19 protein-coding genes are annotated in these 23,543 nt (G+C 47.0%); 15 read left to right on the top strand and 4 right to left on the bottom strand.

Annotated elements, in window-relative coordinates:
• The first annotated feature begins 135 nt into the window (after positions 1–135).
• From ACHZCY_RS15500 to ACHZCY_RS15455, 10 genes are read left to right on the top strand one after another with little or no spacing between them, the layout of a single operon-like run.
• A complete protein-coding gene (locus ACHZCY_RS15500; RefSeq protein WP_319549529.1) occupies positions 136–555 on the top strand; it encodes a TraV family lipoprotein in 420 nt (139 codons plus the stop codon).
• A gap of 3 nt (positions 556–558) precedes the next feature.
• Positions 559–3,105 (top strand): TraC family protein, encoded by a 2,547-nt coding sequence (locus ACHZCY_RS15495; protein WP_319549528.1) that lies wholly within the window; start codon positions 559–561, stop codon positions 3,103–3,105.
• The gene (locus tag ACHZCY_RS15490; protein WP_319549527.1) at positions 3,095–3,736 is read left to right on the top strand and encodes a hypothetical protein; all 642 of its coding nucleotides are present in this window, start codon (positions 3,095–3,097) and stop codon (positions 3,734–3,736) included. The genes ACHZCY_RS15495 and ACHZCY_RS15490 overlap by 11 nt, the downstream gene beginning before the upstream one ends.
• On the top strand, positions 3,702–4,652 hold the full coding sequence (locus ACHZCY_RS15485; protein ID WP_319549526.1) for a TraU family protein: 951 nt from the start codon (positions 3,702–3,704) through the stop codon (positions 4,650–4,652). The genes ACHZCY_RS15490 and ACHZCY_RS15485 overlap by 35 nt, the downstream gene beginning before the upstream one ends.
• Positions 4,649–5,437, top strand: coding sequence for a TrbC family F-type conjugative pilus assembly protein (locus tag ACHZCY_RS15480; RefSeq protein ID WP_319549525.1), 789 nt, complete (start codon positions 4,649–4,651; stop codon positions 5,435–5,437). Before ACHZCY_RS15485 ends, ACHZCY_RS15480 begins: the two co-directional genes overlap by 4 nt.
• Complete coding sequence (locus tag ACHZCY_RS15475) at positions 5,434–5,775, top strand: hypothetical protein (RefSeq protein WP_319549524.1); 342 nt, start codon at positions 5,434–5,436, stop codon at positions 5,773–5,775. Before ACHZCY_RS15480 ends, ACHZCY_RS15475 begins: the two co-directional genes overlap by 4 nt.
• Positions 5,741–6,280 carry a S26 family signal peptidase gene (locus tag ACHZCY_RS15470; RefSeq protein ID WP_319549523.1) on the top strand — a complete coding sequence of 180 codons (540 nt, stop codon included), beginning with the start codon at positions 5,741–5,743 and terminating at the stop codon, positions 6,278–6,280. The genes ACHZCY_RS15475 and ACHZCY_RS15470 overlap by 35 nt, the downstream gene beginning before the upstream one ends.
• Positions 6,240–7,184 (top strand): conjugal transfer protein TraF, encoded by a 945-nt coding sequence (locus ACHZCY_RS15465; protein WP_319549522.1) that lies wholly within the window; start codon positions 6,240–6,242, stop codon positions 7,182–7,184. Before ACHZCY_RS15470 ends, ACHZCY_RS15465 begins: the two co-directional genes overlap by 41 nt.
• Entirely contained in the window at positions 7,166–8,614 is a 1,449-nt protein-coding gene (locus ACHZCY_RS15460) for a conjugal transfer protein TraH (RefSeq protein ID WP_319549521.1), read from the top strand. The genes ACHZCY_RS15465 and ACHZCY_RS15460 overlap by 19 nt, the downstream gene beginning before the upstream one ends.
• Positions 8,615–8,618: 4 nt before the next feature.
• Positions 8,619–11,762 (top strand): conjugal transfer protein TraG N-terminal domain-containing protein, encoded by a 3,144-nt coding sequence (locus ACHZCY_RS15455; protein WP_319549520.1) that lies wholly within the window; start codon positions 8,619–8,621, stop codon positions 11,760–11,762.
• Between the two features lie 36 nt (positions 11,763–11,798).
• On the opposite strand, the gene ACHZCY_RS15450 is transcribed toward ACHZCY_RS15455, so the two are convergent.
• The 4 genes from ACHZCY_RS15450 to ACHZCY_RS15435 all read right to left on the bottom strand — a co-directional run bounded on the left by ACHZCY_RS15450 (position 11,799) and on the right by ACHZCY_RS15435 (position 15,694).
• Positions 11,799–12,020: a hypothetical protein gene (locus tag ACHZCY_RS15450; RefSeq protein ID WP_319549519.1), complete on the bottom strand. Its 222-nt coding sequence runs from the start codon at positions 12,018–12,020 to the stop codon at positions 11,799–11,801.
• Between the two features lie 198 nt (positions 12,021–12,218).
• Positions 12,219–12,605 (bottom strand): hypothetical protein, encoded by a 387-nt coding sequence (locus ACHZCY_RS15445; RefSeq protein WP_319549518.1) that lies wholly within the window; start codon positions 12,603–12,605, stop codon positions 12,219–12,221.
• A 92-nt stretch (positions 12,606–12,697) separates the two neighbouring features.
• Positions 12,698–14,794: a GmrSD restriction endonuclease domain-containing protein gene (locus ACHZCY_RS15440; protein ID WP_319549517.1), complete on the bottom strand. Its 2,097-nt coding sequence runs from the start codon at positions 14,792–14,794 to the stop codon at positions 12,698–12,700.
• Positions 14,795–14,845: 51 nt separating this feature from the next.
• Entirely contained in the window at positions 14,846–15,694 is an 849-nt protein-coding gene (locus ACHZCY_RS15435; protein ID WP_319549516.1) for a restriction endonuclease, read from the bottom strand.
• Between the two features lie 403 nt (positions 15,695–16,097).
• Here ACHZCY_RS15435 and mads1 point away from each other — a divergent pair, with 403 nt between their 5' ends.
• The 5 genes from mads1 to ACHZCY_RS15410 all read left to right on the top strand — a co-directional run bounded on the left by mads1 (position 16,098) and on the right by ACHZCY_RS15410 (position 23,362).
• On the top strand, positions 16,098–16,298 hold the full coding sequence (mads1, locus tag ACHZCY_RS15430) for a methylation-associated defense system helix-turn-helix domain-containing protein MAD1 (protein WP_319549515.1): 201 nt from the start codon (positions 16,098–16,100) through the stop codon (positions 16,296–16,298).
• Positions 16,299–16,338: 40 nt separating this feature from the next.
• Positions 16,339–19,608 (top strand): SNF2-related protein, encoded by a 3,270-nt coding sequence (locus ACHZCY_RS15425; RefSeq protein ID WP_319549514.1) that lies wholly within the window; start codon positions 16,339–16,341, stop codon positions 19,606–19,608.
• The gene (locus tag ACHZCY_RS15420) at positions 19,608–20,267 is read left to right on the top strand and encodes a DUF4391 domain-containing protein (RefSeq protein WP_319549513.1); all 660 of its coding nucleotides are present in this window, start codon (positions 19,608–19,610) and stop codon (positions 20,265–20,267) included. Before ACHZCY_RS15425 ends, ACHZCY_RS15420 begins: the two co-directional genes overlap by 1 nt.
• Positions 20,268–20,301: 34 nt before the next feature.
• A complete protein-coding gene (locus tag ACHZCY_RS15415) occupies positions 20,302–22,176 on the top strand; it encodes a site-specific DNA-methyltransferase (protein ID WP_319549512.1) in 1,875 nt (624 codons plus the stop codon).
• An 82-nt stretch (positions 22,177–22,258) separates the two neighbouring features.
• Entirely contained in the window at positions 22,259–23,362 is a 1,104-nt protein-coding gene (locus ACHZCY_RS15410) for a Fic family protein (RefSeq protein WP_319549511.1), read from the top strand.
• The last annotated feature ends 181 nt before the right edge of the window (positions 23,363–23,543 follow it).

Genomic DNA, 23,543 nt, shown 5'->3' with positions numbered 1-23,543 from the left:
CAACACTTTTTCAATACTGTTACCGAGCTACTCACGTCGAACAGGTCATCCCCACAGAAAAAAGTAATAGAACAGCAGGTAATCTGCGTTCTCCATTTTTCAAAATAATAGCTTTGCAACCTGTGGGAATGACCAGTGAACCCTTTCAACCGAATTATACGATATAGCTCCCCACTCATACTCCTGCTCCTTGCCGGATGTGGCCCAGTGCTCAATCCCTACAATGAGGATTTCAAATGCCAGGCCAGGAACGACATGGGTGAATGCATAGACACACCTACGGCTTATAAAAAAGCACGGTATCCAGAGACACAAGGGAAAGAAGGATCGTCCCCTCTGGATAGCACCCAACAAGAAACGCTGAACAATCGATACAGCATACTGGCAGAATTGCTCCAAGAGGAGAAAAAGCCATTACTGCAGCCGCCCAAAATCCTTCGGGTATTGCTGCTCCCTTATAAAGGGGAGGGAGAGGAACTGTTCATGAGCCGCTATGTCTACCTCAAGATTGAAGATTCCAAGTGGATCCTCACTGATCTTACCGAGGAGCAATAGGCTATGATTGCAGGACTCTTGCAGCGAGCCATCCTTGGCTCCGGGAACTATATGAAACATAGCGATCTGGCCAAGATGACCAGGCGATCACCATTCTCCTCGTATTTGAACTATCTCTCCTATGATCCGAACCTGGAGATCTACCTGAACCAGGACGGAAGCCTTGGCATGTTATGGGAATGTTCCCCGGTCATTTATGCCGGGCCCAAGACCATCAATGCGCTGGAAGGCCTCTTTCGGGCCGGATTGCCTAAAGACAGTGTTATTCAGCTGCTCTTCCATGCTGATTCTCACATAGAGCCGATTCTCGAAAGATACAGGGAGAACAGAACCAGAGACAACGCCATTGTTAGATCAAATACCAATACGGTTGTCGATTTCCTCACCAAGGGGAAAAAAGGGCTACCAGCTTGCAGCAATATCCCGGTGCGTAATTTCCGATTGTTTGTTGCGGTCAAGCTACCAAACAGCTCCCAAGATATGCCACATCAAAATAATTCTGATGGAAAGGGAAGAGCAACTGCACTGCTGGATATCAAACGCCAAATCAACGAGACCCTGAAAGCAGCCCTGCTCTCCCCCAGGCACATGCACCCGGAAGAACTGTTAGAATGGAACCGCAGGCTGTTTAACAGCTACCCCGAAAACTATCCGCAGCATAACCTCCACACCTGGAACCCAACCATACCGTTACGCAAACAGATAATAAGCAGTGAAACCACAATCCGTGAAGAACCGGATCACATACAAATCGGCGATCAATATTTCTGCTGCACCACTCCCAAAACCATCCCTACCAAGATAGATCCGCTGCAGACCAACTCGCTCTTTGGCGGGATCTGGGGAGTTATCTCGGATGCGGACCAGATAAAAACCGATTTCCTCTATGGCTTTAACATCGTGTTTGAAGCCGGCCTGGAGATGAAACTCCATGCCAAATGCAACCTGATTCTCAATCAACAGGGTGTGGGCTCTCTCTCCCCTTCCCTGCAGCGAAAGCAGGAGGAATATTTAGCGGCAACCGATGACCTGGAACGTGGGGAGAAGTTTGTGAAAATCATCCCCATATTCTGGGTGTGGAGCGATGATCTCGAACAGGCGAGGGATTCATGCACACGAGTACGACGTTTGTGGGAAAATAACGGCTACATCATGCAGCAGGATAACATTATCCTCAAAATCCTGTTTCTCTCCTCACTGCCCTTTGGCCTCTACACAACCGGAAAAAATATTGAAAACCTGGAGCGGGATTTTATAGCTCCAGTGCCGTCAGTCACCCCAATCCTACCGATCCAGGGGGACTTTGCCGGTTCAGGTGGTCATCCCAAACTGGTCTTCACCGGCAGAAAGGGGCAGCTGGTCTCTCTGGATTTTTTTGATGCTGCTGCAACCAACCAAAACGTTTTCTGCTGTGCCACCTCAGGATCGGGTAAATCCTTCCAGGTCAACTTTATTGCCTTTAATTACTATGCCTGCGGAGCATTGGTACGAATCATCGACATTGGTGGCTCCTATAAAAAAATAGCCAACATGCTGGGTGCCAGGTACCTCGACTTTCAGCCTGATATCGATATCTGTCTCAATCCGTTTACCTATATCCAGGAGCCTGAAGAGGAGTTGAAAAGCGTGGCAGCAGTCTTTGCCCAGATGGCCTACTCCAACTCGGACTCAAAAAAATGTGATGACACCGAGATGAACTTGATCCGCAACGCAGTACGCTGGGCCTGGCAGCAAAAAGGACAGGAGGCGGATGCTGATACGGTCTATGCATTTCTTATACAATTTCCCGATGTTCCTGAAGCAGACCTGGGTGAAATGGCGGATAACACCAAGCTGATTGAAGCCGCCCGGAAATTGGCCTTCAATATCCGCGAATTCACCAGCCATGGCTTTCACGGCAAGTTCTTTGTTGGCCCCAGCACCTTTGACATCCGCCGCGATGAATTTGTAGTCCTGGAGCTGGAAAACCTGAAAGTCCAGCCTGATCTGTACCGGGTTGTCACCCTGCTCATTATCAATGGCGTCACCCAGGACCTCTACCTCTCGGATCGGTCACGACCGCGGCTTATCATCTTTGACGAGGCCTGGCAGTTCCTGGACAAAGGAGCCATGATAGCTCCGGTCATCAACGAGGGCTACCGCCGGGCCAGAAAATACAACGGCAGCTTCATGGTTATTACCCAGTCCCTACTCGACCTGGAAAACTTCGGTGATGTAGGCAAGGTCATCAACAGCAATTCAGCCTTTAAAATTTTCCTTGAATCATCGGATTTCGACCAGGCGCAAAAAAGAGGGTTGATTGATTACGATGAGTTTACCTTGAAGCTTTTAAAAAGCATCAAATCCAACCCGCCCAGATACTCTGAACTGTTTTTCGATACCCCGTTCGGGGTCGGGGTGGCCCGCCTGGTAGTCAACGATTATGCCTATTTCATCTACACCTCCAAGGCCAGTGAAATAGCGCTGATCGAACAAATGGTCCGAGAGGGCAAAACCCACCACGAAGCCATCCTGGAAATGGTCAACCTGAGGGAACAGGGTGAATTGTAGAATCGCTACCGCAATCATATGTTCAATCGTTGCTGTGAGTTCTGCCCAGGCCGGAACCATAACAAACCTTGGTGTGGTCGGTACAACCTACCCCATAGCAGAATCAGACATACTGGCTGAATTGCGAGGGCAGGTAGCCAAAAACAACCATGCAAGAAAACAATGGTGTGAGCAGATCAAAACCTACCAACCGGCAGACCTGCATAACCTCCCCCTGGCAACGACAGACAGGACCTTTCAGGTCGATATGACCTACAGCCTAAACAGAGACCTGACCGACGCAGACGGCAAGCTCATCTATCCCAAAGGCTATACCTTTAATCCGTTAGATTACATCAACTTTCCTGGATGCATTCTCGTCATTGATGGTGCTGATCCAGAGCAGGTGGCGTGGTTTAAGCAAACACCCTATGCCGAAAACCACCAAGTGAAGCTCCTGATTACAGAGGGGATGGCACCTGAGCTTATTCAAACATTACAACGTCCTGTTTTCTACCTGACAGAAGATATTGCGAAAAGACTGCAGTTGCAGGCTGTCCCCTCTCTTATCTTCCAACGGGAAAAGATGATGCATGTCCAGGAAATTAAGCTCAGCGATGAACAGCAGCAAGGACCCGATGATGAAAAATAAAATCTTGCCGCTCATTCTTGTTGCAGCCGTGCTGACCCTACTCAGCAGCAATCCTGCCGCTGGCAAATCCGGGGATGCCTTTAACCCGATAACGGACATTAATTGGGGTGAGATAGATTTTCAGATCCAGGGCATTTGTATCTGCCCTCGCCCACCGCCAATCTTTTACGAAATCGGCCTGGTGGTGAGCTATTGGGAGCCTTTCCTCCTGGTGGATACGGTTTCAGAGGCTTTCTACTCCCCCATGCTGGGCTCATCCATCGGCTCTGCAGCAATCGATGAACTGGGCGGTAAAAACACCAGCTCCGATTCGGTGGATATTGCTAATGAATCTACCTTTGCGCAGGCACACGGCTGGCTGGTCCCACTACTTACCTACCCATGCAGCCGAAACGATTATGGCCTATGGATGACCGAATATGATGCTATGTGGCAGAACGATTATCTGTCTGCCATCATTCACCCGGAGGCAGCACTCTATGCCAATAAGGCCATGCAGGTGGCATGTATGGCTGACGCAGCTGCAGTCAATATCGGCTGGCCCCTTGATTTTATGCCCTGGTGTGTCGGCAGCGGTGGTTCTGCCTATCCTATGACCGGTCATGTCGACAACGATAATATTGTGCAGGCCAACTCAACCGTGGCAGCACGTCTGCTCTACAAGCTGAACCGTATCATGATGATCTGTGACCCGGCTGAGAACCTCTGCGGGTGCGACTACACACCGGTCTGGATCAAAAGCCACTACAAACTCCATACAGCCAGGCCGGACACTCGCTCAACCTACCCCATAGGCAAAAGCTCACTCATATATGAATCTGGCCTGAACCCTCCATACATGGGAGCCAAAGGTTCAAATGATGAATTCCTCTGGGTTGTTTACAGAAAACAAAAATGCTGTACCTGCTGCCAATGAAATCCTTACTGCTATTACCTTTTCTGCTGCTTAGCACAACCATGCACCAGGTTCATGCTCAAACAGAAACGCTCGAGCAGAAGACCACCAATGCTGTGGACACCATCATGGAACAAGCCAGGAAAAAGGCACAGACCATAAAGCTGCCTACAACCAGATATAGCGAACAGGGCAAGCAGGCCGCAAAACAGACCGCAGATTTTTTTTACTCTTCAGCATTTCAGGAACGGATTCAAAACGAGCAAAGGCGACTGGAGAAAGACGTTTGCAAAGAGTACATCGCCTCCTGGCAAGAGAAGCAGCCAACTGCTGACAGAGAAAATTCGAACCTGACCGACAACTTTGCAGCCAGAGGCAAGATATATCTCTTTTTGTCCTCTTCTGTGCCGGATGAAACGGTGCATGCATACCTTACCGCCATTTCCAAAACAGGTAGCCAAAGTGTTACTCCTGTTATGCGTGGGCTCATCAATGGGCTGCAAGACACCAAGGCTAGTGCAAACTATTTCAGCCAAATTTTAAAAGTTGATCAAAGTTGCGGTGATACAAGAGAGCCTGAAAAGGTATGCCCGCGCTTCAAACTCAGTATCCGAATTAATCCACTGCTCTTTGCCGAGTACCGCATTAGCAGGGTACCGACTCTGGTTTACGCGAACGAAACAGAGACCTTTACCATTCAGGGAGATACAGGGCTCGATTACCTCCTGGAACGAATCAACCAAGAACTGCACGACAAAGATCCAGCCCTGACCAGCCTGGCTAGAACCATACGAGGTGAACAGTGAGCGAGCAGCCCCTCACCCAAATAGAAAAACCTCCAACAAGAGGCCCCGGTTATCTTGAGGTTATCATTATTACCCTGATTGTGAGCACCCTTACACTGGTGGCCTATGACAGGATGTTTGCCCAGAAGGTCAGAGTGATTGACCTGCAAGGCTACCTCAGAACCCAAAAGGCATTGCTGACAGCTGGTGAGATTACCCAGAGGCAGTGGCAAGCAAGCCTTGATACCGTCGACCAAGTACTCAATAAGCAAGCGGCAGCTCACCCAAATCACCTGTTTATCTTAAACGATGTGGTGCTCAGGAATGGAAATGAAATCAGCCTCCAACCTCAGAGATAAGAGTGCAATAAGATTTCCGAGCTTGAACAATCGGGAAAAAACAGTTGCTGTCGTTGTTCTGGCAGCACTTCTGGTTGGGGCTTGGCTGCCTGAACGGATCAATATCTCGACCAGTCCTTCCCTACAACACCGGGTCTTTTTTCTCAGCAAAACAAAAAGCACTATTGAGACTGGCGATTACCTGGTTTTCAGACATGAGGATACGAGCTTTACCCAAAAAGGCTTGCAGCCAGCAAACCAACAGCTGATCAAACAGATAGGCTGCAGCCCAGGAGAATCCCTGACCCAGAATGATGACAAAAAATATTTCTGTAATCAAAAATACCTGGGTACCGCTCTGGCTACCGACAGCACCGGACGCCTGTTGCCGACCTTTCAATTTATCGGCCCCATTCCTAAAAACAACTATTTCATGGTGGGATCCAACCCACGCAGCTTTGATTCCAAATACTTTGGATTTATCCATGCAGAAGAAATCCTCTATACAGCGCTGCCACTCTGGTGATCAATTCCGGCATTTTATATTGATGAGCTGCATAGTCAGCTTACTGGCTATCTCAACAGCTGCGCTTGCAGCGGCAGAAAAGGAAGTGCGCGACAGCACCTTCTACCACGACACGAAACACGGCTGGTTCTGGTATGAAGATCCGCCACCCGAACCGGAAGAACAGAAAAATTCACCGAAACAGCTCAACAAACCTCCCCGCCGAATTCCATCCTTGGATAACTATACCATCGATGATCTGTGGAATATGTACCCGGATGATTTCCAGGAACTGTTGAACGTTCTGCAAAAGAAGGCGGTCCAGACCCCAACCGAACAAAACATCATGGAATATTTAACCATGCAGGATATTGCCCGGCGTAAAGCTCTGGCCTACACCAATGCCACCATGTATGTCACGCAAAAATACAGTGAACTCTTCAATGTCAGTCATGTCTACCCGACAGCAGGGCCAGGCATCACCGCCAGGGTACGGATGCAGCAGCAGGAGATATCACAAACCATCAGCCGTGCGGCAACCAACCATGCACTGCTTTTTTTTACCAGCCCTGGGTGCAAATTTTGCGAGCAACAGGCCCGAATCCTCAGCTATTTCGTCAATAAATACGGCTGGCAGATCAAGCCGGTGGATATCAGTACAAACAAAGAAGCAATGGCACGTTTCAACATTACCATTACCCCCACCCTGCTCCTTATCAAAAAAGGACAAGCTAACTCCATGACCGTCACCACCGGAGTCATCGCCCTGACAGAGCTGGAAAGAAAACTCTATAGGGCCATTCGTACCCTGCAGGGCAACACCAGGGAAGACACCTTCCTGATGTATGATTTTCAAAAAGGCTCTCCACTCGACCCAACCTCGATCCTAAACAAAGGAAAACAGCCGTGGATAAAAACAAAGTAACCACCATTGTTGCGGTACTGACTACCAGCCTTTTACTGCATCCTGGTGCCGCAACCTCGGCCTGGGTTGACGACTGGCTCAATCAACGAACCACCACATCGCCAAATCATCTCTACGGACAACAGCGTGGGTATTACTCAGGCGGCAGCTTTAGTACCAGATGGCCAAGCAAAACGGATTATCCGATAACAGTGGAAATGCCCCGCATCAAGAGCGGCTGTGGCGGTATTGATGTGTTCATGGGCGGATTCTCGTTCATGAATACAGATTACCTCGTCAACAAGCTCCAGGGAATTCTATCCGGAGCCGCATCCGTGGCCTTTGACCTTGGTTTGAAAACACTCTGTGAACAATGCTCCAACACCATCAAAAACTTTGAGGCTATCTCCGACAAACTCAACTCCATGCAACTCGATGAATGTGCGGCTTCAAAAGAGCTGGTTGGTGTAGTCATGGATGAAAATGGCTTTCATTCCGGTGAAGTGATGAAAGAAAAGTTGGGAACCGCCATTAAAGAAAACAAATTAAGCCAGGGTGTCTCCGAGATGTGGGACATCATTACCACCGAGGACAAGGCCAACAACAACGTACCGCAGTCTGGAGACGTTTCCAGGGTAACAAGCGGATGTAATGCCGAAATCACCTCCACCTTTCTTTCAGGCGGCTCTCTGCTGGCAAATGTCGGCAGTAAAATCGGCCTGCCAACAGATTATGCCGATCTCATTCGTGGCCTGGTGGGAGATGTCATGCTGGAAGGCCCGGCCAATGCCTACAAGGTTTCCTACGAACCGCCGTGCTCTGAAAACAACCCGGATGACATCAAGGCCTTTACCGTTGGCGAGATTTACGCCAAAGACCTGGGCGGAACCTGCCGCCAAATCACCGATACCAACCGCGATCTACGCCAATATGTCGAGGACACCCTTTCTGCCATAGCTGGTAAAATTGAAAGCAAAGCAGCTCTGAGCACTACCGAACAAACCTTCCTGGAAGCTAATCCCCTTTCCGCGCTTCCCATTCTCAAAACCGGGGTGGCCACCGGCATGAAAGAGACAACCGTCGCCGGCCTTGCCGACATTACCGCCAACGCCTACGCCCTCCAGATGTTAACCGATCTGTATGTTCGGGCAGAAACGGTCGCCTGGAAGGCCAGAGAAATGCTTGAGAAACAAAGCGAGGCCAGTGCAGGGCAACCTGCAGAAAATTGCGCAGCCGTAATCTTTGCCGAACATGCCGCCCAAAACATCGCTGTTATGAAAGAAAGGATCAAGCAACTCCAAAATGCTGCCCGGGCCGGGTATATCGCCTCGGCTAAAGAAATGACAACCATCATGAGCTACCTTGAGCACATGCAGAAAGTTGAAATGCAAATGACGGCAGAAATAACCCGCCGCTATGGGAAAGACATTGCAGCAAGGCTACAGATGTAAGCAGATGAAAAAACCAACAATCATCATCCTCTCAGCACTGTTGCTCAACCAACTGACAGCATCTTCCTCCCTTGCGCTGGATATGGAGTATTACACCTATGGCGGCTTTAATCCCATCACTCAGGCATTCACCAAAATCGCCCTAATTTTCAGTGATACAGGATACCAGGGCCTGCTCTTTGTCATCATGGTGCTGGGCTTACTTGCCGGGGTTACCGCCTGGCTGGCAAGAGCGGCCACCGGGGCACGGGTTATTCCCCTGGTATGGGCAGTACCGGTGGTATTCGGGGCTGTGCTCTATTTGGCCCTTTTTGTCCCCAAAGGAAATATTACTGTCTACGATCCGGTCTTAAACAGATTTCAGACCATCGGTCAGGTACCAAATGCGGTAGTATTTACCGCCGGATTCCTCAACAAAATAGAAAGGGGCATGATCGACATCATGGACACCGCCGCCGCTCCTGATGCCCAATACCAGACAACGGCCGGCGGCATAGGGTTCAAGTCCCTTGAATCGGTCAAAGGATCCACCCCAAAGAACAACTATGCCCGAACCAGCATGATCCGTTACGTCAAGGATTGTGTAACCTTTGAACTCTTGCGTCCCGGCACCACCCTCTCCCTTGACGACCTGCGTAATACCACCTCCGATTTTCTGGGCAACTTGAGTGCAGCGGTCAACCCAGCTGTGTATACGCTGTACTATGATTCTGCTCACCCGGAAGGGACCAATGTTACCTGCACCGACGCCTGGAATAGCTTGCAGCCCATTTATGCCAACCCAAACAATTACGATGAGGCCATAAAAAAGGTGTGCAGCAAGGCATATTTTGATCCATCCAATGCAGTTGAACTGAACACCTGCAAAACACTACTTACCAGTACCCTAAACTTTACCACCGGTACTGCCACCACTCCGGAAAAGATCATTCAGCAGCGCCAGATCGCAGAAATCCTCTACACCTTTTATTTCCAGGACGATTACGAAACAGCCATGCTCATGGAGAGTAGCCGAAAGATCACCTCCACCGGCCTAGGCATCGGCCTGACCATGAACGAGTGGATTCCCATTATCCGAGCCGTCATGACGGCCATTGCTATCGGCGTGATTCCCTTTTTAGTGCTCTTTCTATTCACTCCTGTAGTCGGCAAAGCAATTTCGGTTATGTTCGGCTTTTTCGTTTTCCTCACTACCTGGGGCATCACCGACGCCGTGATCCATGGAGCAGCCATGGACTACGCCTCCTATGCCTTCGAAGACATGCGTCAATCCAATCTGGGTGTCTATGCCATGGCAGCCTTTCCAACCATATCCCTCAAGTTATTAGCAATGTTTGGAGTCATTCGCTCAGCCGGTATCATGCTGGCAAGTTTTTTCTCCATGATGCTTATCCGTTTCGGCGGTCATGCCCTGGCCATGCTTGCCGGTAACCTCAGCAGAATAGTGCAGTCCGCCGGGGCGCAAGCTGGGCAACTGCTCACTCCGGAAGGGACCTCTGCAGCAATGAACCAACAGGTACGCGCAGCCGGACTCCTTGCCGGAATGCCAGAGCATCGGTTTTCCAACATGGCTGCAGCACAGGCCTGGACTACCCACCGCTCAGTTGGCGGATATAGTGCTGCCATTAACGCCAAAAACGCTCTGCAGGAATCCGGACAGATACCCCCGGGAACATCAGATAGCGATATGGCCACCATGATGGCTTCTGCAAGGGTAAGTGCAGGGACAAGCTCAGGCCCTGTCGAAATTTCAACCGCTCCAGACGGCAACGCCACCAGAACAAAATCAGAAACCGTAAACCAAGACGGCTCCACCACTATCACGACCACCGGCGCAGGTGGTAACGGAGTCGCCGTAGACACCATGGCTGAAGGTCGTGCTGCCTACTCAGTCGACAGTTCCGGAAAACACCAGACAACGCACGCAGCAGTCAATGGTCTCAATCCCGTAACGGTTGGTGCCATGGCCCAACAGCAACAGATTGTGGCAGCTTCAAATAGCCTGGGGAGGAGTCAAAATTGGCAGCAGGCTATGGATACGGCAAAAAGAGCAAGTCTGACTAGCAGTGAGGCTCAAAGTTTCACCAGCCGACTTGACAATGCTATGCGTGAAAGTTGGAAACGGGCAATCAATGATAAATCCAGTTTTATTCAATCAATGGATCAAACTTCTCGTACCCAATTTCAAGCCACAATAGGATCTGGATTTAAAAAAATATTTAGTGGGAATGGTCAAATCGCCGTAGTTGGCAACAATAACGAAGCTGTGACTTTTAATGTATCAGAAGATACAGCAAGGGCATTTGAGAACACAGCCTCACGCGTACGCTCAGAATCCCTTCAGCAAACATTACAAAAATCAAAAAGCTTGGATTACATGACTAAACTGGCAAAACAAATCGGCGCAACCGAAGCTTATTCGTATCTTAATGATGCCAGGGAAATGAGAGGTTCAACCGAATCTTATGGAGCAGATCTCACAACCGCCTTGGTTAGGAATTATGCTACGGAACGTTATGGAGATGAATCACCTGAGAACATTCGTCGAACCATAAGCGACTTCAACCACTTCCTCACCCAACAGGGGAGTCATGGCGTAGACAATATGAAAGATATTGTAACGGGTTTTGTCAGTGGCAATGGCTACGGTTGGGGGAGTACTGCTGACACAGTTAACACCACCATTGCCAACACAAGAGAACATGTCCAAAACCAGAATTTCAAACAAAACGTGGGGATGACATCAAGCTTGGCGGGATCAAAAACCTTTGGAATACAAGATGACACTCTTGCAACGCCACAATCTGCTATTCCAATGGACAGCCCCAAAACAGCGCCTGTAACAGATCAAGCTCAAGGCATTCGCAATAGAAACCGCATTGAGGAGTCGGGTAAAGGAGGCATTCACACAACCGCTAGAGACCTTGCTCAAGATATAACAGGGTTAAATAAAGGTGCTCCCCCGAGACCGACCCATGATTTTTACAGGAATCAGTCTTTTTATTATGAAGGCAGTTTGGTTGAGCCTCAGCAACAAAATGGTGGGATTGTATTACCTTCCGGCAAAGTGATTGATGGCGGTGCCGGATACACAGCACCTCAAAACACTAAAGATTTTCTAAAAGGAAGCGTGTTCGAAAAAAAATAATTTCACTCCAGTCGCCAGAGATCGTGGAACAAATTATCAATCAGCATCAAGTTGTTTAGCAGACCAACTAGAGTGATATGAGTTACCAGGCAGATGCGCCAAGCCAGGATCATCGGAAGCGTCGATATCTGTACTCCCTATCTCCTCACCCCCGATAGGCCCTCTATTCTCGCCTGCAACGTTCTCATCGTTGAAAAACCATTTCAGCAGGAGGAGAAGAATCACACCAATAATTATACTAATCGTTCCGACAGTCATGATGCCCCCTTTAGTAAAAATAGCTACAACGTATACCCTATTAGACGATTAATCCTTCCCGATCGTATGTCAAGCGACACACGAGAGTAACATTGTTTGATACATCCTTATAGAACAGTGACTTCAGTCGGTTCAAAAGGCAAGACTCCGCAATTACTCACCTTATGCAAAGTAACTTTCCAGATATTACCATTGAAATCACTTCTCTTCTTTCACATTTACATATCTTACAGGGTTAGATCCACCCTGATCGAAATAATGGGCAACCGATTTGTTAATATACTTATCCCTGATAGATTGCTCTGCTATATTACCGACGAATTCCCATCTACCTTCAGGTGGAGCATCAGTCCGGGTAGAAAACGTTGCACCAGCAGTATACCATCCTTTAATTTCATAAACTTCTTTCACGACACCCTTATACACTGTCAAAGCGAATTGAGCTTTATCACGATCAGGCCCAATCACCCAACGACCACGGGTCGCATCATAAAGTTCAATGGGCTCCATGCCATCCCTGTAATACTGGCTAATTCGTAGTAATAATGCGGCTTCCGTAATATCTGCCCGATCATTTGAATGCATAGCGATCTCGTTCCTTGTATTTTGCCTACCAGTGGTTCCTATTTCTTCAAATAAATACTGAAAACAAACTATCGATTGCGTTTTCTGACTTGCTACCCAACAGCTTGTGTTCCGTTGCCCATTTGTTTTTCAAAAGATTGCCTGACAAGACCTATTACATATGGAATATCTTCAAGTGATGACAAACCGACCTCTACATCCCCATTGCCCCACCGACCGAGGTTGGCCACATCCTTACAGACTCCTGCTGGATCAGTAATTTCATGAAAAGAAACATTGAGTGAAAGGCGCAACCTTTTGGCCTGCGGTACCACATCAACAAAATTAGTCTCTGCCTTATAAGCAATGTAAAGCTTTAGAAATTCTTCGCTTACACAGGGATCTAGAGCTAATACTTCTTTGCGAAACGTCTCGAAAAGTTCCCTGATGGGACCTGCGGCAAGGTGATGGTGATCATCAATGCTATAACCGGAGACTTTAGCGGTCGGCCTATAGGCCTCAAGAATAGAAGGTTCCACCTCGGGAATACCCCATACGGTGACGGCTTTCTCCGCAAGGTTATCTGCGCGAGTACTGATTTCCTCTTCAGTCCAGCACTGAAGCGCTCCTAACCCATGGTTTAACAGCAGGGGGCTCTGGCCGAAACCGCCCTCCATATCACGCTTTTCAGTGAAGGACTTGTCGCTATACTCAGAATTGTACCCAGTAAGGGTCAAGTTGCCAAGGGTATGCAACCACGTCTCTTGAATCCGTTCCCACTCCGGGCCAAGATCTGCTTGCCATTGTTCAGGCAAGTTAGGATTCTGGGGTAGGATATGCTCGATTGTATATTGATCAACCGGTACCCGCTCCTTGCGGCCGTAGTTTTCTAAACGGCGTAACCAATAACTGCGGCTACGGAAATTGTATAGATCCTTAACCTTGAGTTCTCTTTTAAACTCCCCATCTTTTGGGAAACGTCGGTAAGAGGGTAATAACAGAAAATGTGCCTGGATACTTTCCAGGTAACGATCCTTTTTTAAGGCGCGACTAAAAGTTGCAAACGTCTTGTTCAACGAGTTGGTTGGAATGGCACACACTGCTCTTCGGAACACATAACTCTCAACCAGCCGTGCTGCTATAAGGATATCTTCTTTATCTATTACGCCGGCTGTATAATCATGGTACAGCTCCAACAATAAAGGAAATGCAACTTCTACTTTCAGTTCCCGGATATCATGAAAGGCAATTTTAAGTTCCGGATCCCGTTCCCCACCAAGCGCTATAGCACAGTAATATCCTGCAAACGCACGAATATCTTTCACCAAGGCCTCGACATCACCAGCCTCAGGAGAACGGGCATATTGTTTAAATGCTTCATATACTGCACGGACGTTTGGGATCACCCCAGTTTTTACCGTCAGAAAATGACGCATGAAACTATCAAATTGAGCAGCATAGGCCTCCTGGCCGAACTCTACCTCCATTGGTCGCCAATACAGATCATAGAGTTTAGTTTGCAGTTTTTGCTCCAACCCCATTAAAATAAAATTTCGTATCAGATCCGCTTGACTCAGCTCGCGACCTGTTGAGTTAAGACTTTCAAAAATGAGCTGAGGATTATCTTGATCACGGTTCAGCGATATATCAACGATTACCAGCTTGGCTAATCCGTTACATAAGGGAACCAGGTCATCTTTAGCCTTGCTAATCAGATCCTTGAATAGATCAAAATTTGCCTCTATCCGTAACGAGTGTTCTTGGGGGCGTTGCTGTTGATCTAGTAGAGCGATCAGAGAGGCCTTATCTGTTTGGGAAAGCAACAGCTTATAACGACGCTCTCCTTCTTCCAATGGATTGAGCAGATAGTAATTGCGAAGTTTTTTTGCAGAAAACCCATCAAGAGGTTCAGTGTTTTCAAGAACACGAGCCAGCGCTTCAATGAGCAGCATTACCGTTGTAAGGCGTTGTTGGCCGTCAATTACAAGAAGAGGCGACTGACTCGATACCTGATAGAGCCCTTTTTCCACATAGACAATTGATCCAACAAAATGAGCTGTAACTTCATCATTTTTTCCAGCGCGAAGGATATCGTCCCAAAGTTGCCGACATTCCCGTTCAGTCCAGCTATACGTTCGTTGATAGATGGGAATAATAAACTGTGGAGATTTTTTGTAAAAATCCAACATTTTTGCTTCAGACGCCTTCATACACAACCCTTGTAAAATTTATATACAGCCTACTCGTAGCTCTACCGCGATTTAGCTCACCGGTCTTGTCGAACGACAGGTAGGGAACGTGAAACAGCCCCAGAATTGCTGACCAGCCCGAGACCCTTTCTTGGCTGTGCGTAAAACCATTGGGCTACCGCATTTAGGGCACACGGGCTCCACCTTCGCACTCGATACTTCATTCGACAGGGCCGGTTCATGTTTGGGTACGTTGTGGGACTGTACCGGAACAGCCCCCTTTGCTCCCAAGATCCGCTTCAAAGACTCGCCACCGAGCAATTCGATATTATTTTCTTCAGCAAATTTCACAGCATCCCTGGTGAATTGTCCTGAGGCGATGACATAGCCACCGGCTGCACCACTACTCGCCATAACACCAAGCAATTCACGAACAGGCTTAACCCCAACTTTGTAAGCTTTCCAATGCTTACACTGCACCAGGTATTTCCCACCGCCTTTCCTTAACACCAGGTCAACACCCCCGTCAGCACCAGGGCCTGTTTCCTTGACCAGGTATCCTTCACGCCTGAAATGTTCCCCAATTAAAACCTCAAATTGCTGCCAACTGATATCAGAAAGAGTTTTTTTACTGGCCGTCACCTCTCCATACAGTTTATTGCGTTTACTATTACTGACCAGAGAGGCCACGGCACCAAATACAAAAAGCGCTGGGAGGATATATTGGCCAATAGTTGCTATTCCATGCACCATCCCTCTACCCATTGCCTGTCCTATGTCCTGGCCAGCCACCTGAAATTCTTTCGTAGCGAAACTATGCAGCAAAAAATAGGAAAACAGGGCCAATGCTCCACCAACCCACCACGGAAACCTGGCTGTTATCTCGACAATATCATCGGCCGTGCTTTTCTTGCGAGCCATCGTAACTCTCTCTATATATGTAAAATTTTATAATATGTGAAAATCGCAGTTTGTTATATTGACTGAATTTCCTCTGACGAGGTAGCTAGTGCCAGCCATAACCTCCTATTTCCAGGAAGAGACTAGGTCACCCTCAAACAAGACCACAACGTAGCATTTATCACCCTGTCATCAGTATGTTAGATGATACTGCCGTCAAAATGAAAACACAAATTTTAATCTAATAAAGTTCAACAAGGGGCCTATTAAAAGTTGCCGACAGTGGTTGAACGCTATTCAAATTCAGAGTACCCTGCACCCTGTTTAACCTAATATAACCGGATTACACCTAACGGAATGCCTTTCGGGCAATTGTTTGGCAAACCCTTTGGGTGCTCCCCCCTTTAGAGCAATGGAGGAGAACATGGAAGACAGGTGGTTATCCGTAGATGAAATTGGACTCTATCTCGGGGTCAAAAGAGACACAGTCTACAAATGGATAAGTGAAAAAAATATGCCTGCCCATAAGATCGGCCGTCTTTGGAAATTCAAAAAAGACGAAGTGGATGAATGGGTCCGCAAAGGTAGAGCAGCTTCTTCTGAAGGATCCAGCAAGGGTAAATAATACAGCATGTTGAAACAGTGGAAAGATAGGCGGCCAAACCATGCAAATACTGGACAATATCAACACCCTCTGGGGGGATGACCTTAAAAAAGCTATCAAACCGGAGGCAAGACTAAAAATTGCGGCATCCTGCTTTTCCATTTACGCATACGAGGCTCTTAAAAAAGAACTGGAGAAGATAGACTCGCTTGAGTTCATTTTTACTGCCCCGGCTTTCGTACCAAATGAGGTTACAGACAAAGTTTCTAAAGAACGAAGAGAGTTTCATATTCCCAAACAGCAGCGGGAGCGAAATCTGTATGGGAGTGAGTTTGAAATTCAGCTTAAAAACAAACTAACCCAACGTGCAATTGCCAAAGAATGCGCAGATTGGATACGTCGGAAAGCGGCTTTTCGTTCAAATTCAACTAAGGCTCCGATGCAACAATTTGCCTGTCTAACTTCAAATAATGAAGAGGCAGCATATATGCCCTTACATGGGTTCACGGCGGTCGATCTTGGCTATCAACAAGGTGATGCAGTATCGAATCTCATTAACAAAATCGATGAGGCCCCTCTCACAACAACCTATCTTCAGCTTTTTGATCAAATCTGGTGTGATAATGAAAAGTTACAAGATGTAACAGATGGCATTTGTACACATATCGAATCCGTGTACCAGGAAAACTCCCCTGAGAAGATCTATTTTCTCATGCTCTACAACATCTTCAATGAATTCCTTGAAGATCTGAATGAAGATGTCCTCCCCAATGACCTGACTGGCTATAAAAACAGCATTGTATGGAATAAGCTTTTTAACTTCCAACGCGACGCAGCGACTGGGATTATCAATAAACTGGAGAGCTACAACGGCTGTATCCTAGCTGACAGTGTCGGCCTGGGAAAAACTTTCACCGCTCTGGCGGTCATCAAATATTATGAACTCCGCAATCGATCTGTGTTGGTTCTTTGTCCAAAAAAACTGGCAGATAACTGGTTGAATTACAATCGGAACCTAAAGACCAACATTCTCGCCAAAGATCGCTTAAATTACGATGTTCTCTGCCATACGGATCTACAGCGCACCAGTGGTGAATCCTTCGGCACTCCTCTCAATAAAATCAACTGGGGCAATTACGACCTTGTCGTTATAGATGAGTCACACAATTTCCGAAATAACGATGCCTATAAAGATAAAGAGACAAGGTACGAGAAGTTGATGAACGCAGTCATTAGAGATGGCGTGAAAACAAAAGTTCTGATGCTTTCCGCCACTCCGGTAAACAACCGTTTTAATGACCTTCGCAATCAGCTTGCGCTAGCCTATGAAGGAGAATCCGAAAACCTGAGCCAAAAAATAAAAACTGAAAAAAGTGTTGAAGAGATTTTCAGACGGGCCCAAGCCGTATTTAACTGGTGGTCGAAACTGCCACCAGAAGAACGCACCGCAAAATCCATACTGGACGCGCTTGATTTTGATTTCTTTGAGCTACTGGACAGTGTGACCATAGCCCGTTCCAGAAAACATATTGAGACCTTCTACGACACAACCGATATTGGACAATTTCCAGTCAGAAGAAAGCCACTGTCATTCCGTTGTCCATTGACCATGCGTGGCGATGTAATGAGTTTTAATGATATTTATGCACAGTTAACACTCCTAAACCTCTCTGTTTATGCCCCGGTCAGCTACATTCTCCCGAGCCGACTGAGAAAATACGAAGAACTCTACGACACTGCAGTTGAAGGCGGCAAAGGGAAATTACGGCAGGCCGATCGCGAAAAGAGCCTCCAGTCACTAATGACGACCAACCTCCTGAAGCGTCTGGAGAGTTCAGTTCAATCTTTCAGGTTAACCCTTGGTGCTCTTAAAGAAAATATGGGCAACATGCTTGCCAAGATAGAGCAATTCAAACAATCAGGTTCAGAGTTTTCTATTCACGATTTGGCCGATTCACTGGGTGAGCTCGAGGCGGAAGACGACGACTTAACAGGCCTAGGCGAATTCATGATAGGTGGCAAGGTTCAAGTGAGTCTGGCTGATATGGATTTACCATCATGGGAGCATGACTTAAAATCAGATCTTTCCATAATAACAGAGCTTCTGACGGAAATGGAAAAGGTCACTCCTGCAGAAGATGCAAAACTTCAGCACATAAAACAACATATACGGGAGAAAATTCACAATCCTATAAACCCGGGAAATAAAAAAATTGTCATCTTCACCGCTTTTGCTGATACGGCCAATTACCTCTATGCAAACCTGTCAGGGGAATTGCTGTCAATCGGTATACATTCCGGCCGGGTTACAGGAAAAGATGCACCGAAGACAACCATAAAAAAGGGCTATGATTTTCAATCCATCTTAACCCTGTTTTCGCCCATCTCGAAAGAAAAGGCCCTCATCCTTCCTGAAGACCCCGCTGAAATTGATCTGCTGATAGGGACCGATTGCATATCTGAAGGACAGAATCTCCAGGACTGTGATTATCTCATCAATTACGACATTCACTGGAATCCCGTTCGCATAATTCAGCGTTTTGGCCGTATAGACCGTATCGGCTCCACCAACGAGTCAATTCAGCTGGTCAACTATTGGCCCGATATATCACTGGATGAATACATTAACCTGAAAGAACGCGTCGAAAACCGGATGCACATTGTGGACCTTGCCGGTACCGGAGATGATAACGTTCTTTCCGCACAAGCAAATGATGTGACCTACCGAAAAGAGCAGCTCCGCCGCCTGCAAGAAGAAGTTATAGAACTGGAAGACCTCAAAACGGGAGTCAATATCACAGATCTGGGGTTGAATGACTTCCGAATGGATCTGCTGAACTACATAAAGAACAATGGCGACTTAGGTCATTTACCAAGCGGACTTCATGCCGTTGTGCCATCTAACGCGGATATTGGCCTGAACCCTGGGGTTATCTTCACCCTCCGCAACCGCAATTCGGGCATTAATGTCAATCAGCACAACCGGCTGCATCCATACTATCTACTTTATATTGGAAATGATGGTGAAGTGATCACCGACCATACGCAGGTTAAGCCACTACTAGATCTAGCCAGAAGCAGCTGTAAAGGATTGAGCAATCCGATATCCCCTGTCTGTAAACTTTTCAATGCCCACACCGCCGATGGGCGTGATATGAAACGCTATTCAGATCTGTTGGGGCAGGCCATTCGTTCAATGGTAGAAGTAAAAGAAGACAAGGATATCGACAGCCTCTTTTCAGGAGTCAATACCACAGCTTTGGTTGATACGATCAAAGGTCTGGATGATTTTGAGCTGATATCCTTTCTTGTGGTTCATGAGGGGAAATAATGAACCTTTACAACTTCCCCAAGGCAGCCGCATTTGGAAAGATGCTTGCGAAAAATAAAATCTACGAACATGCCACGCCAACTTCGAAAGTAAAGGAGCAGTTCGTCCGGGAAATCAAAAAGATAACCTGGGCCTATAAATTATCTCCGGCAACCATTAATCTGCCTGCCAGCGCGGGAGTTCAGGAATTGCAGGTTTTGACTATAACACTTCGGACGGGAACCTTGTCCCATGAGGTGTTGCAGACCATTGACAAAGCCATCCCATCACCCATTCTGTTTATGCTGGACTACAATGGCAAATGTCGATATGTGGCGGCTTATAAGCGGCAAAGTGTTACCGACAAAAGCAAATGGGCGATCAGCAGCTATTTTGAAACCGAATGGATGAGTGATACCCGGGAAAAAGCCGAGCTGCCGATTGCTTTGAACATGGCAGCACTTTACCACTTTTTTCTGGTAGAGATCATATCTCTCCCTTTCAGGAAAGCTGAAACCTTGGATGAGCTAGTGCTGCGAGTGGATCAGCTACGAATCAAGGAACGGGAAGCGGTTAAGCTGGAGAGCAGAATAAATAAAGAAAAGCAGTTTAACCGGCGTGTGGAGTTAAATCGAACGTTGAATGCGCTGAAACAGGATATTGAGAATTTAAAATGCTGAGCAACTGCAGTCGGAAAGATACAGGAATCTGAAAATGGAAAAATTAAAAATGCACAGCCCCAACGTTGCAGAAGCAAATATAGAAAAGGTAGCAGCCCTTTTTCCAAGCTGCGTTACTGAATCTACTGATGAGAACGGCAAGCTGAAAATGTCAATTGATTTTGACTTGCTCAGGCAGGAACTCTCCACCCAACTCGTGGAAGGGCCACAGGAACGCTATCGCTTGGACTGGCCGGGTAAACGGAAGGCGCTACTCACCGCCAATGCACCCATTGCCAAGACCCTCCGCCCCTGCCGTGAAGAAAGCGTGGATTTTGATACCACCGAAAATCTCTTTATAGAAGGCGACAATTTAGATGCCCTAAAGCTCCTGCAGGAAACCTACCTCGGTAAGGTGAAGATGATCTATATTGATCCGCCATATAACACGGGTAAGGATTTTATCTATGCCGACAATTTTGCCGAATCCACTGATGAATATCTGCTGGATTCAGGACAAAAGGATGTAGAAGGCAACCGTCTTGTGGCCAACACCGACTCCAATGGCCGCTTCCACTCCGACTGGCTTTCGATGATGTACTCACGCCTCAAACTGGCAAGGAACCTCCTTAAAGATGACGGTGTCATTTTTATTAGTATTGATGACAACGAAGTAAATAATCTCAGGAAAATTTGTAATGATTTTTTTGGAGAAGAAAATGTTCTGGGGTGTGTTGTATCAAAAAGAAGAGGAGTTCCTGACAACCGCAATATCAACAGGATTTCGCCAGATCATGAGTATGTGTTAATTTGTGGAAAATCAGAATCCAAGTTAAATGGTACCCCAAAAGACCTTAGTAAATACAAAAATCCTGATAATGATCCAAGAGGGCCCTGGATGAGCGATAATATGACGGGGCTCGCTGCAGCTGACCTGAGGCCAAATCTTCATTATAATCTTGTTAACCCTCTAACTCGAAACACGTATCCACCTCACCCAGGAAGAGGTTGGGCTTACGAGTCGAAAAGGATGGATCAGCTGATTTCTGAAGGACGTGTCATATGGCCATCTAAACCAGATGGACGCCCAAGAATAAAGCGTTACCTAAATGAATTAAATGATAGTACAACCGGTTTTTCAACCTGGCAAAAACTTGGATACACAACTGAAGGAACAAGAGAACTAACAAGCTTGATGGGTTTAAAAGTATTTGACTTCCCTAAACCGATAAGCCTCGGAGTAACTCTTTGCAAACAAGCGACTGACAATGTTTCTAATGGGATAATTTTAGATTTTTTCGCTGGTTCAGGAACCATCGCGCATGCCGTTATGCAGCTCAATGCAGAAGATGGCGGCAAACGTAAATTCATCATGATCCAACTTCCTGAAACCTGCGACGAAAAATCAGAAGCGTTCAAAGCTAGTTACAAAACCATTGCCGAAATTAGTAAAGAACGTATCCGCCGGGCTGGCAAAAAAATCAAAGCAGAAAATCCAATCACCGCTCCGAATCTTGATACCGGTTTCCGAGTGCTCAAAGTGGACAGTAGCAATATGGCAGACGTCTATTATACCCCGGATGCTGTCAAGCAGAGCCAGTTAACCCTGTTGACCGATAACATCAGAGAGGGTCGCACCTCCGAGGATCTCCTTTTTCAGGTTCTGCTGGACTGGGGCGTTGACCTGACGCTGCCAATCACCATCGAAACCATTGCTAACCGGGAAGTCTTTTTTGTCGACAGCAACGCGCTGGCCGCCTGTTTTGCAAAAAATGGACAAATTACGGAGGACTTCTGCAAAGAGCTCGCCGGGCGCAGTCCGCTTCGGGTGGTCTTCCGCGACTCTGGATTTAAGGATGACAGCGTCAAGATCAATGTAGAGCAGATCTTCAAGCTCATGAGCCCTCATACCGAGGTGAAGACGATATGAGCAACCACGAACGCCCTTCGCTGTTACAAATACCTTTTCCTGCACACCCGGTGTATTCCGTTATGAATAAGGGAGGCCTCCAGTGAAATCATATGAACCATGTGCATTGCCTCTTGAAGGTCTAGACTATCAACGCTTGTTTGCACATGTCGGCAATGCCAATGCAGAACTTGCTCGTTACGATGGCTTGCTCCAGGGTATTGTAAATCCATCCGTAATGCTTTCCCCGTTAACTAATGAAGAAGCTGTGCTCTCTTCACGTATTGAAGGAACACAGGCAACGATTGATGAAGTATTGGAACAAGATGCCGGATTAATTAAGGATGGCGAGAAATACAAGGACATTCAGGAAATTGTCAATTATCGCGAAGCCCTCCGTTCAGCGCATCATTATTTGGACGAGCACCCTCTTGACCTGTTCTTTGTCCGTGAACTCCATAAAATTTTACTGAACAGCGTCCGGGGCCAAGATAAGACACCCGGAGAGTTTCGCCGAGATCAAAACTGGATAGGCACTTATGGATGCACAATTGAGCAAGCATCTTTTATTCCACCCAACCCTTTACAACTTCTTGATCATTTAGAAGCTTGGCAGAAGTACATCGAATCAAATGATATTGATCTACTTTTGCAGAGTGCAGTTGTTCACGCCCAATTTGAACTGTTACATCCCTTCAAAGATGGCAATGGCCGCATTGGCCGGATTCTGATCCCGCTGTTTCTCTACCAGAAGAAAAAGCTGTCGCAACCCATGTTTTACCTCAGCTCCTATTTGGAATCTAACCGCGATGAATACTACCTGCACCTCCGGAACATTTCCGACAAGGGTGACTGGAATAGCTGGATTGAATTTTTCCTTAAAGCAATTGCCGAGCAGGCAAAAAGCAATAATAGCAAGGTTAAAGAAATCATGAGCCTTTATGATAATATGAAGGCAAAAATTCATGATATCACCCACTCGCAGTACACGATACATTTATTGGATGCAATTTTTGATAAACCCATTTTTAAAACCACTGACTTTGTACAAAGAACAGGCATCCATAAGCCAACTGCCATGGGATTGCTTAGGCAACTAAAGCAAGAGAATATTCTAAAAGAACTAAGAACAGGAAGTGGAAGAAGGGCTGCGGTAGTGTCCTTTCCTGCTCTTGTTAACATTGCAGAAGGGAAGAAAGTCTTATGAGTTGCTTTGTGTATCGTCTGACATTTGCTACGTCTTTTGTGTATCGCGTATACGGCCTTGCAATACACAACACATTTTGTGGCTCACAGGATATCCACAAACTTCATTGTGACTTGTATATTTGGTTTCAGCAGCCACAAACACTCTTTCCCTTGTTCTCTTTCGATCCTGTGGCTCAAGA

This window comes from Desulfogranum marinum (assembly GCF_963675105.2).
In the GTDB taxonomy this organism is placed as follows: Bacteria; Desulfobacterota; Desulfobulbia; order Desulfobulbales; family Desulfobulbaceae; genus Desulfogranum; species Desulfogranum marinum.
This window is presented reverse-complemented; position numbering and strand designations above follow the sequence as displayed.

Coding starts and splice junctions, on each gene's coding strand:
- ACHZCY_RS15495 (WP_319549528.1), top strand. CDS start 559: ATGATTGCAGGACTCTTGCAGCGAGCCATCCTTGGCTCCGGGAACTAT.
- ACHZCY_RS15485 (WP_319549526.1), top strand. CDS start 3,702: ATGAACAGCAGCAAGGACCCGATGATGAAAAATAAAATCTTGCCGCTC.
- ACHZCY_RS15480 (WP_319549525.1), top strand. CDS start 4,649: ATGAAATCCTTACTGCTATTACCTTTTCTGCTGCTTAGCACAACCATG.
- ACHZCY_RS15470 (WP_319549523.1), top strand. CDS start 5,741: ATGGAAATGAAATCAGCCTCCAACCTCAGAGATAAGAGTGCAATAAGA.
- ACHZCY_RS15465 (WP_319549522.1), top strand. CDS start 6,240: ATGCAGAAGAAATCCTCTATACAGCGCTGCCACTCTGGTGATCAATTC.
- ACHZCY_RS15455 (WP_319549520.1), top strand. CDS start 8,619: ATGAAAAAACCAACAATCATCATCCTCTCAGCACTGTTGCTCAACCAA.
- ACHZCY_RS15450 (WP_319549519.1), bottom strand. CDS start 12,020: ATGACTGTCGGAACGATTAGTATAATTATTGGTGTGATTCTTCTCCTC.
- ACHZCY_RS15445 (WP_319549518.1), bottom strand. CDS start 12,605: ATGCATTCAAATGATCGGGCAGATATTACGGAAGCCGCATTATTACTA.
- ACHZCY_RS15440 (WP_319549517.1), bottom strand. CDS start 14,794: ATGAAGGCGTCTGAAGCAAAAATGTTGGATTTTTACAAAAAATCTCCA.
- ACHZCY_RS15435 (WP_319549516.1), bottom strand. CDS start 15,694: ATGGCTCGCAAGAAAAGCACGGCCGATGATATTGTCGAGATAACAGCC.
- mads1 (WP_319549515.1), top strand. CDS start 16,098: ATGGAAGACAGGTGGTTATCCGTAGATGAAATTGGACTCTATCTCGGG.
- ACHZCY_RS15425 (WP_319549514.1), top strand. CDS start 16,339: ATGCAAATACTGGACAATATCAACACCCTCTGGGGGGATGACCTTAAA.
- ACHZCY_RS15420 (WP_319549513.1), top strand. CDS start 19,608: ATGAACCTTTACAACTTCCCCAAGGCAGCCGCATTTGGAAAGATGCTT.
- ACHZCY_RS15415 (WP_319549512.1), top strand. CDS start 20,302: ATGGAAAAATTAAAAATGCACAGCCCCAACGTTGCAGAAGCAAATATA.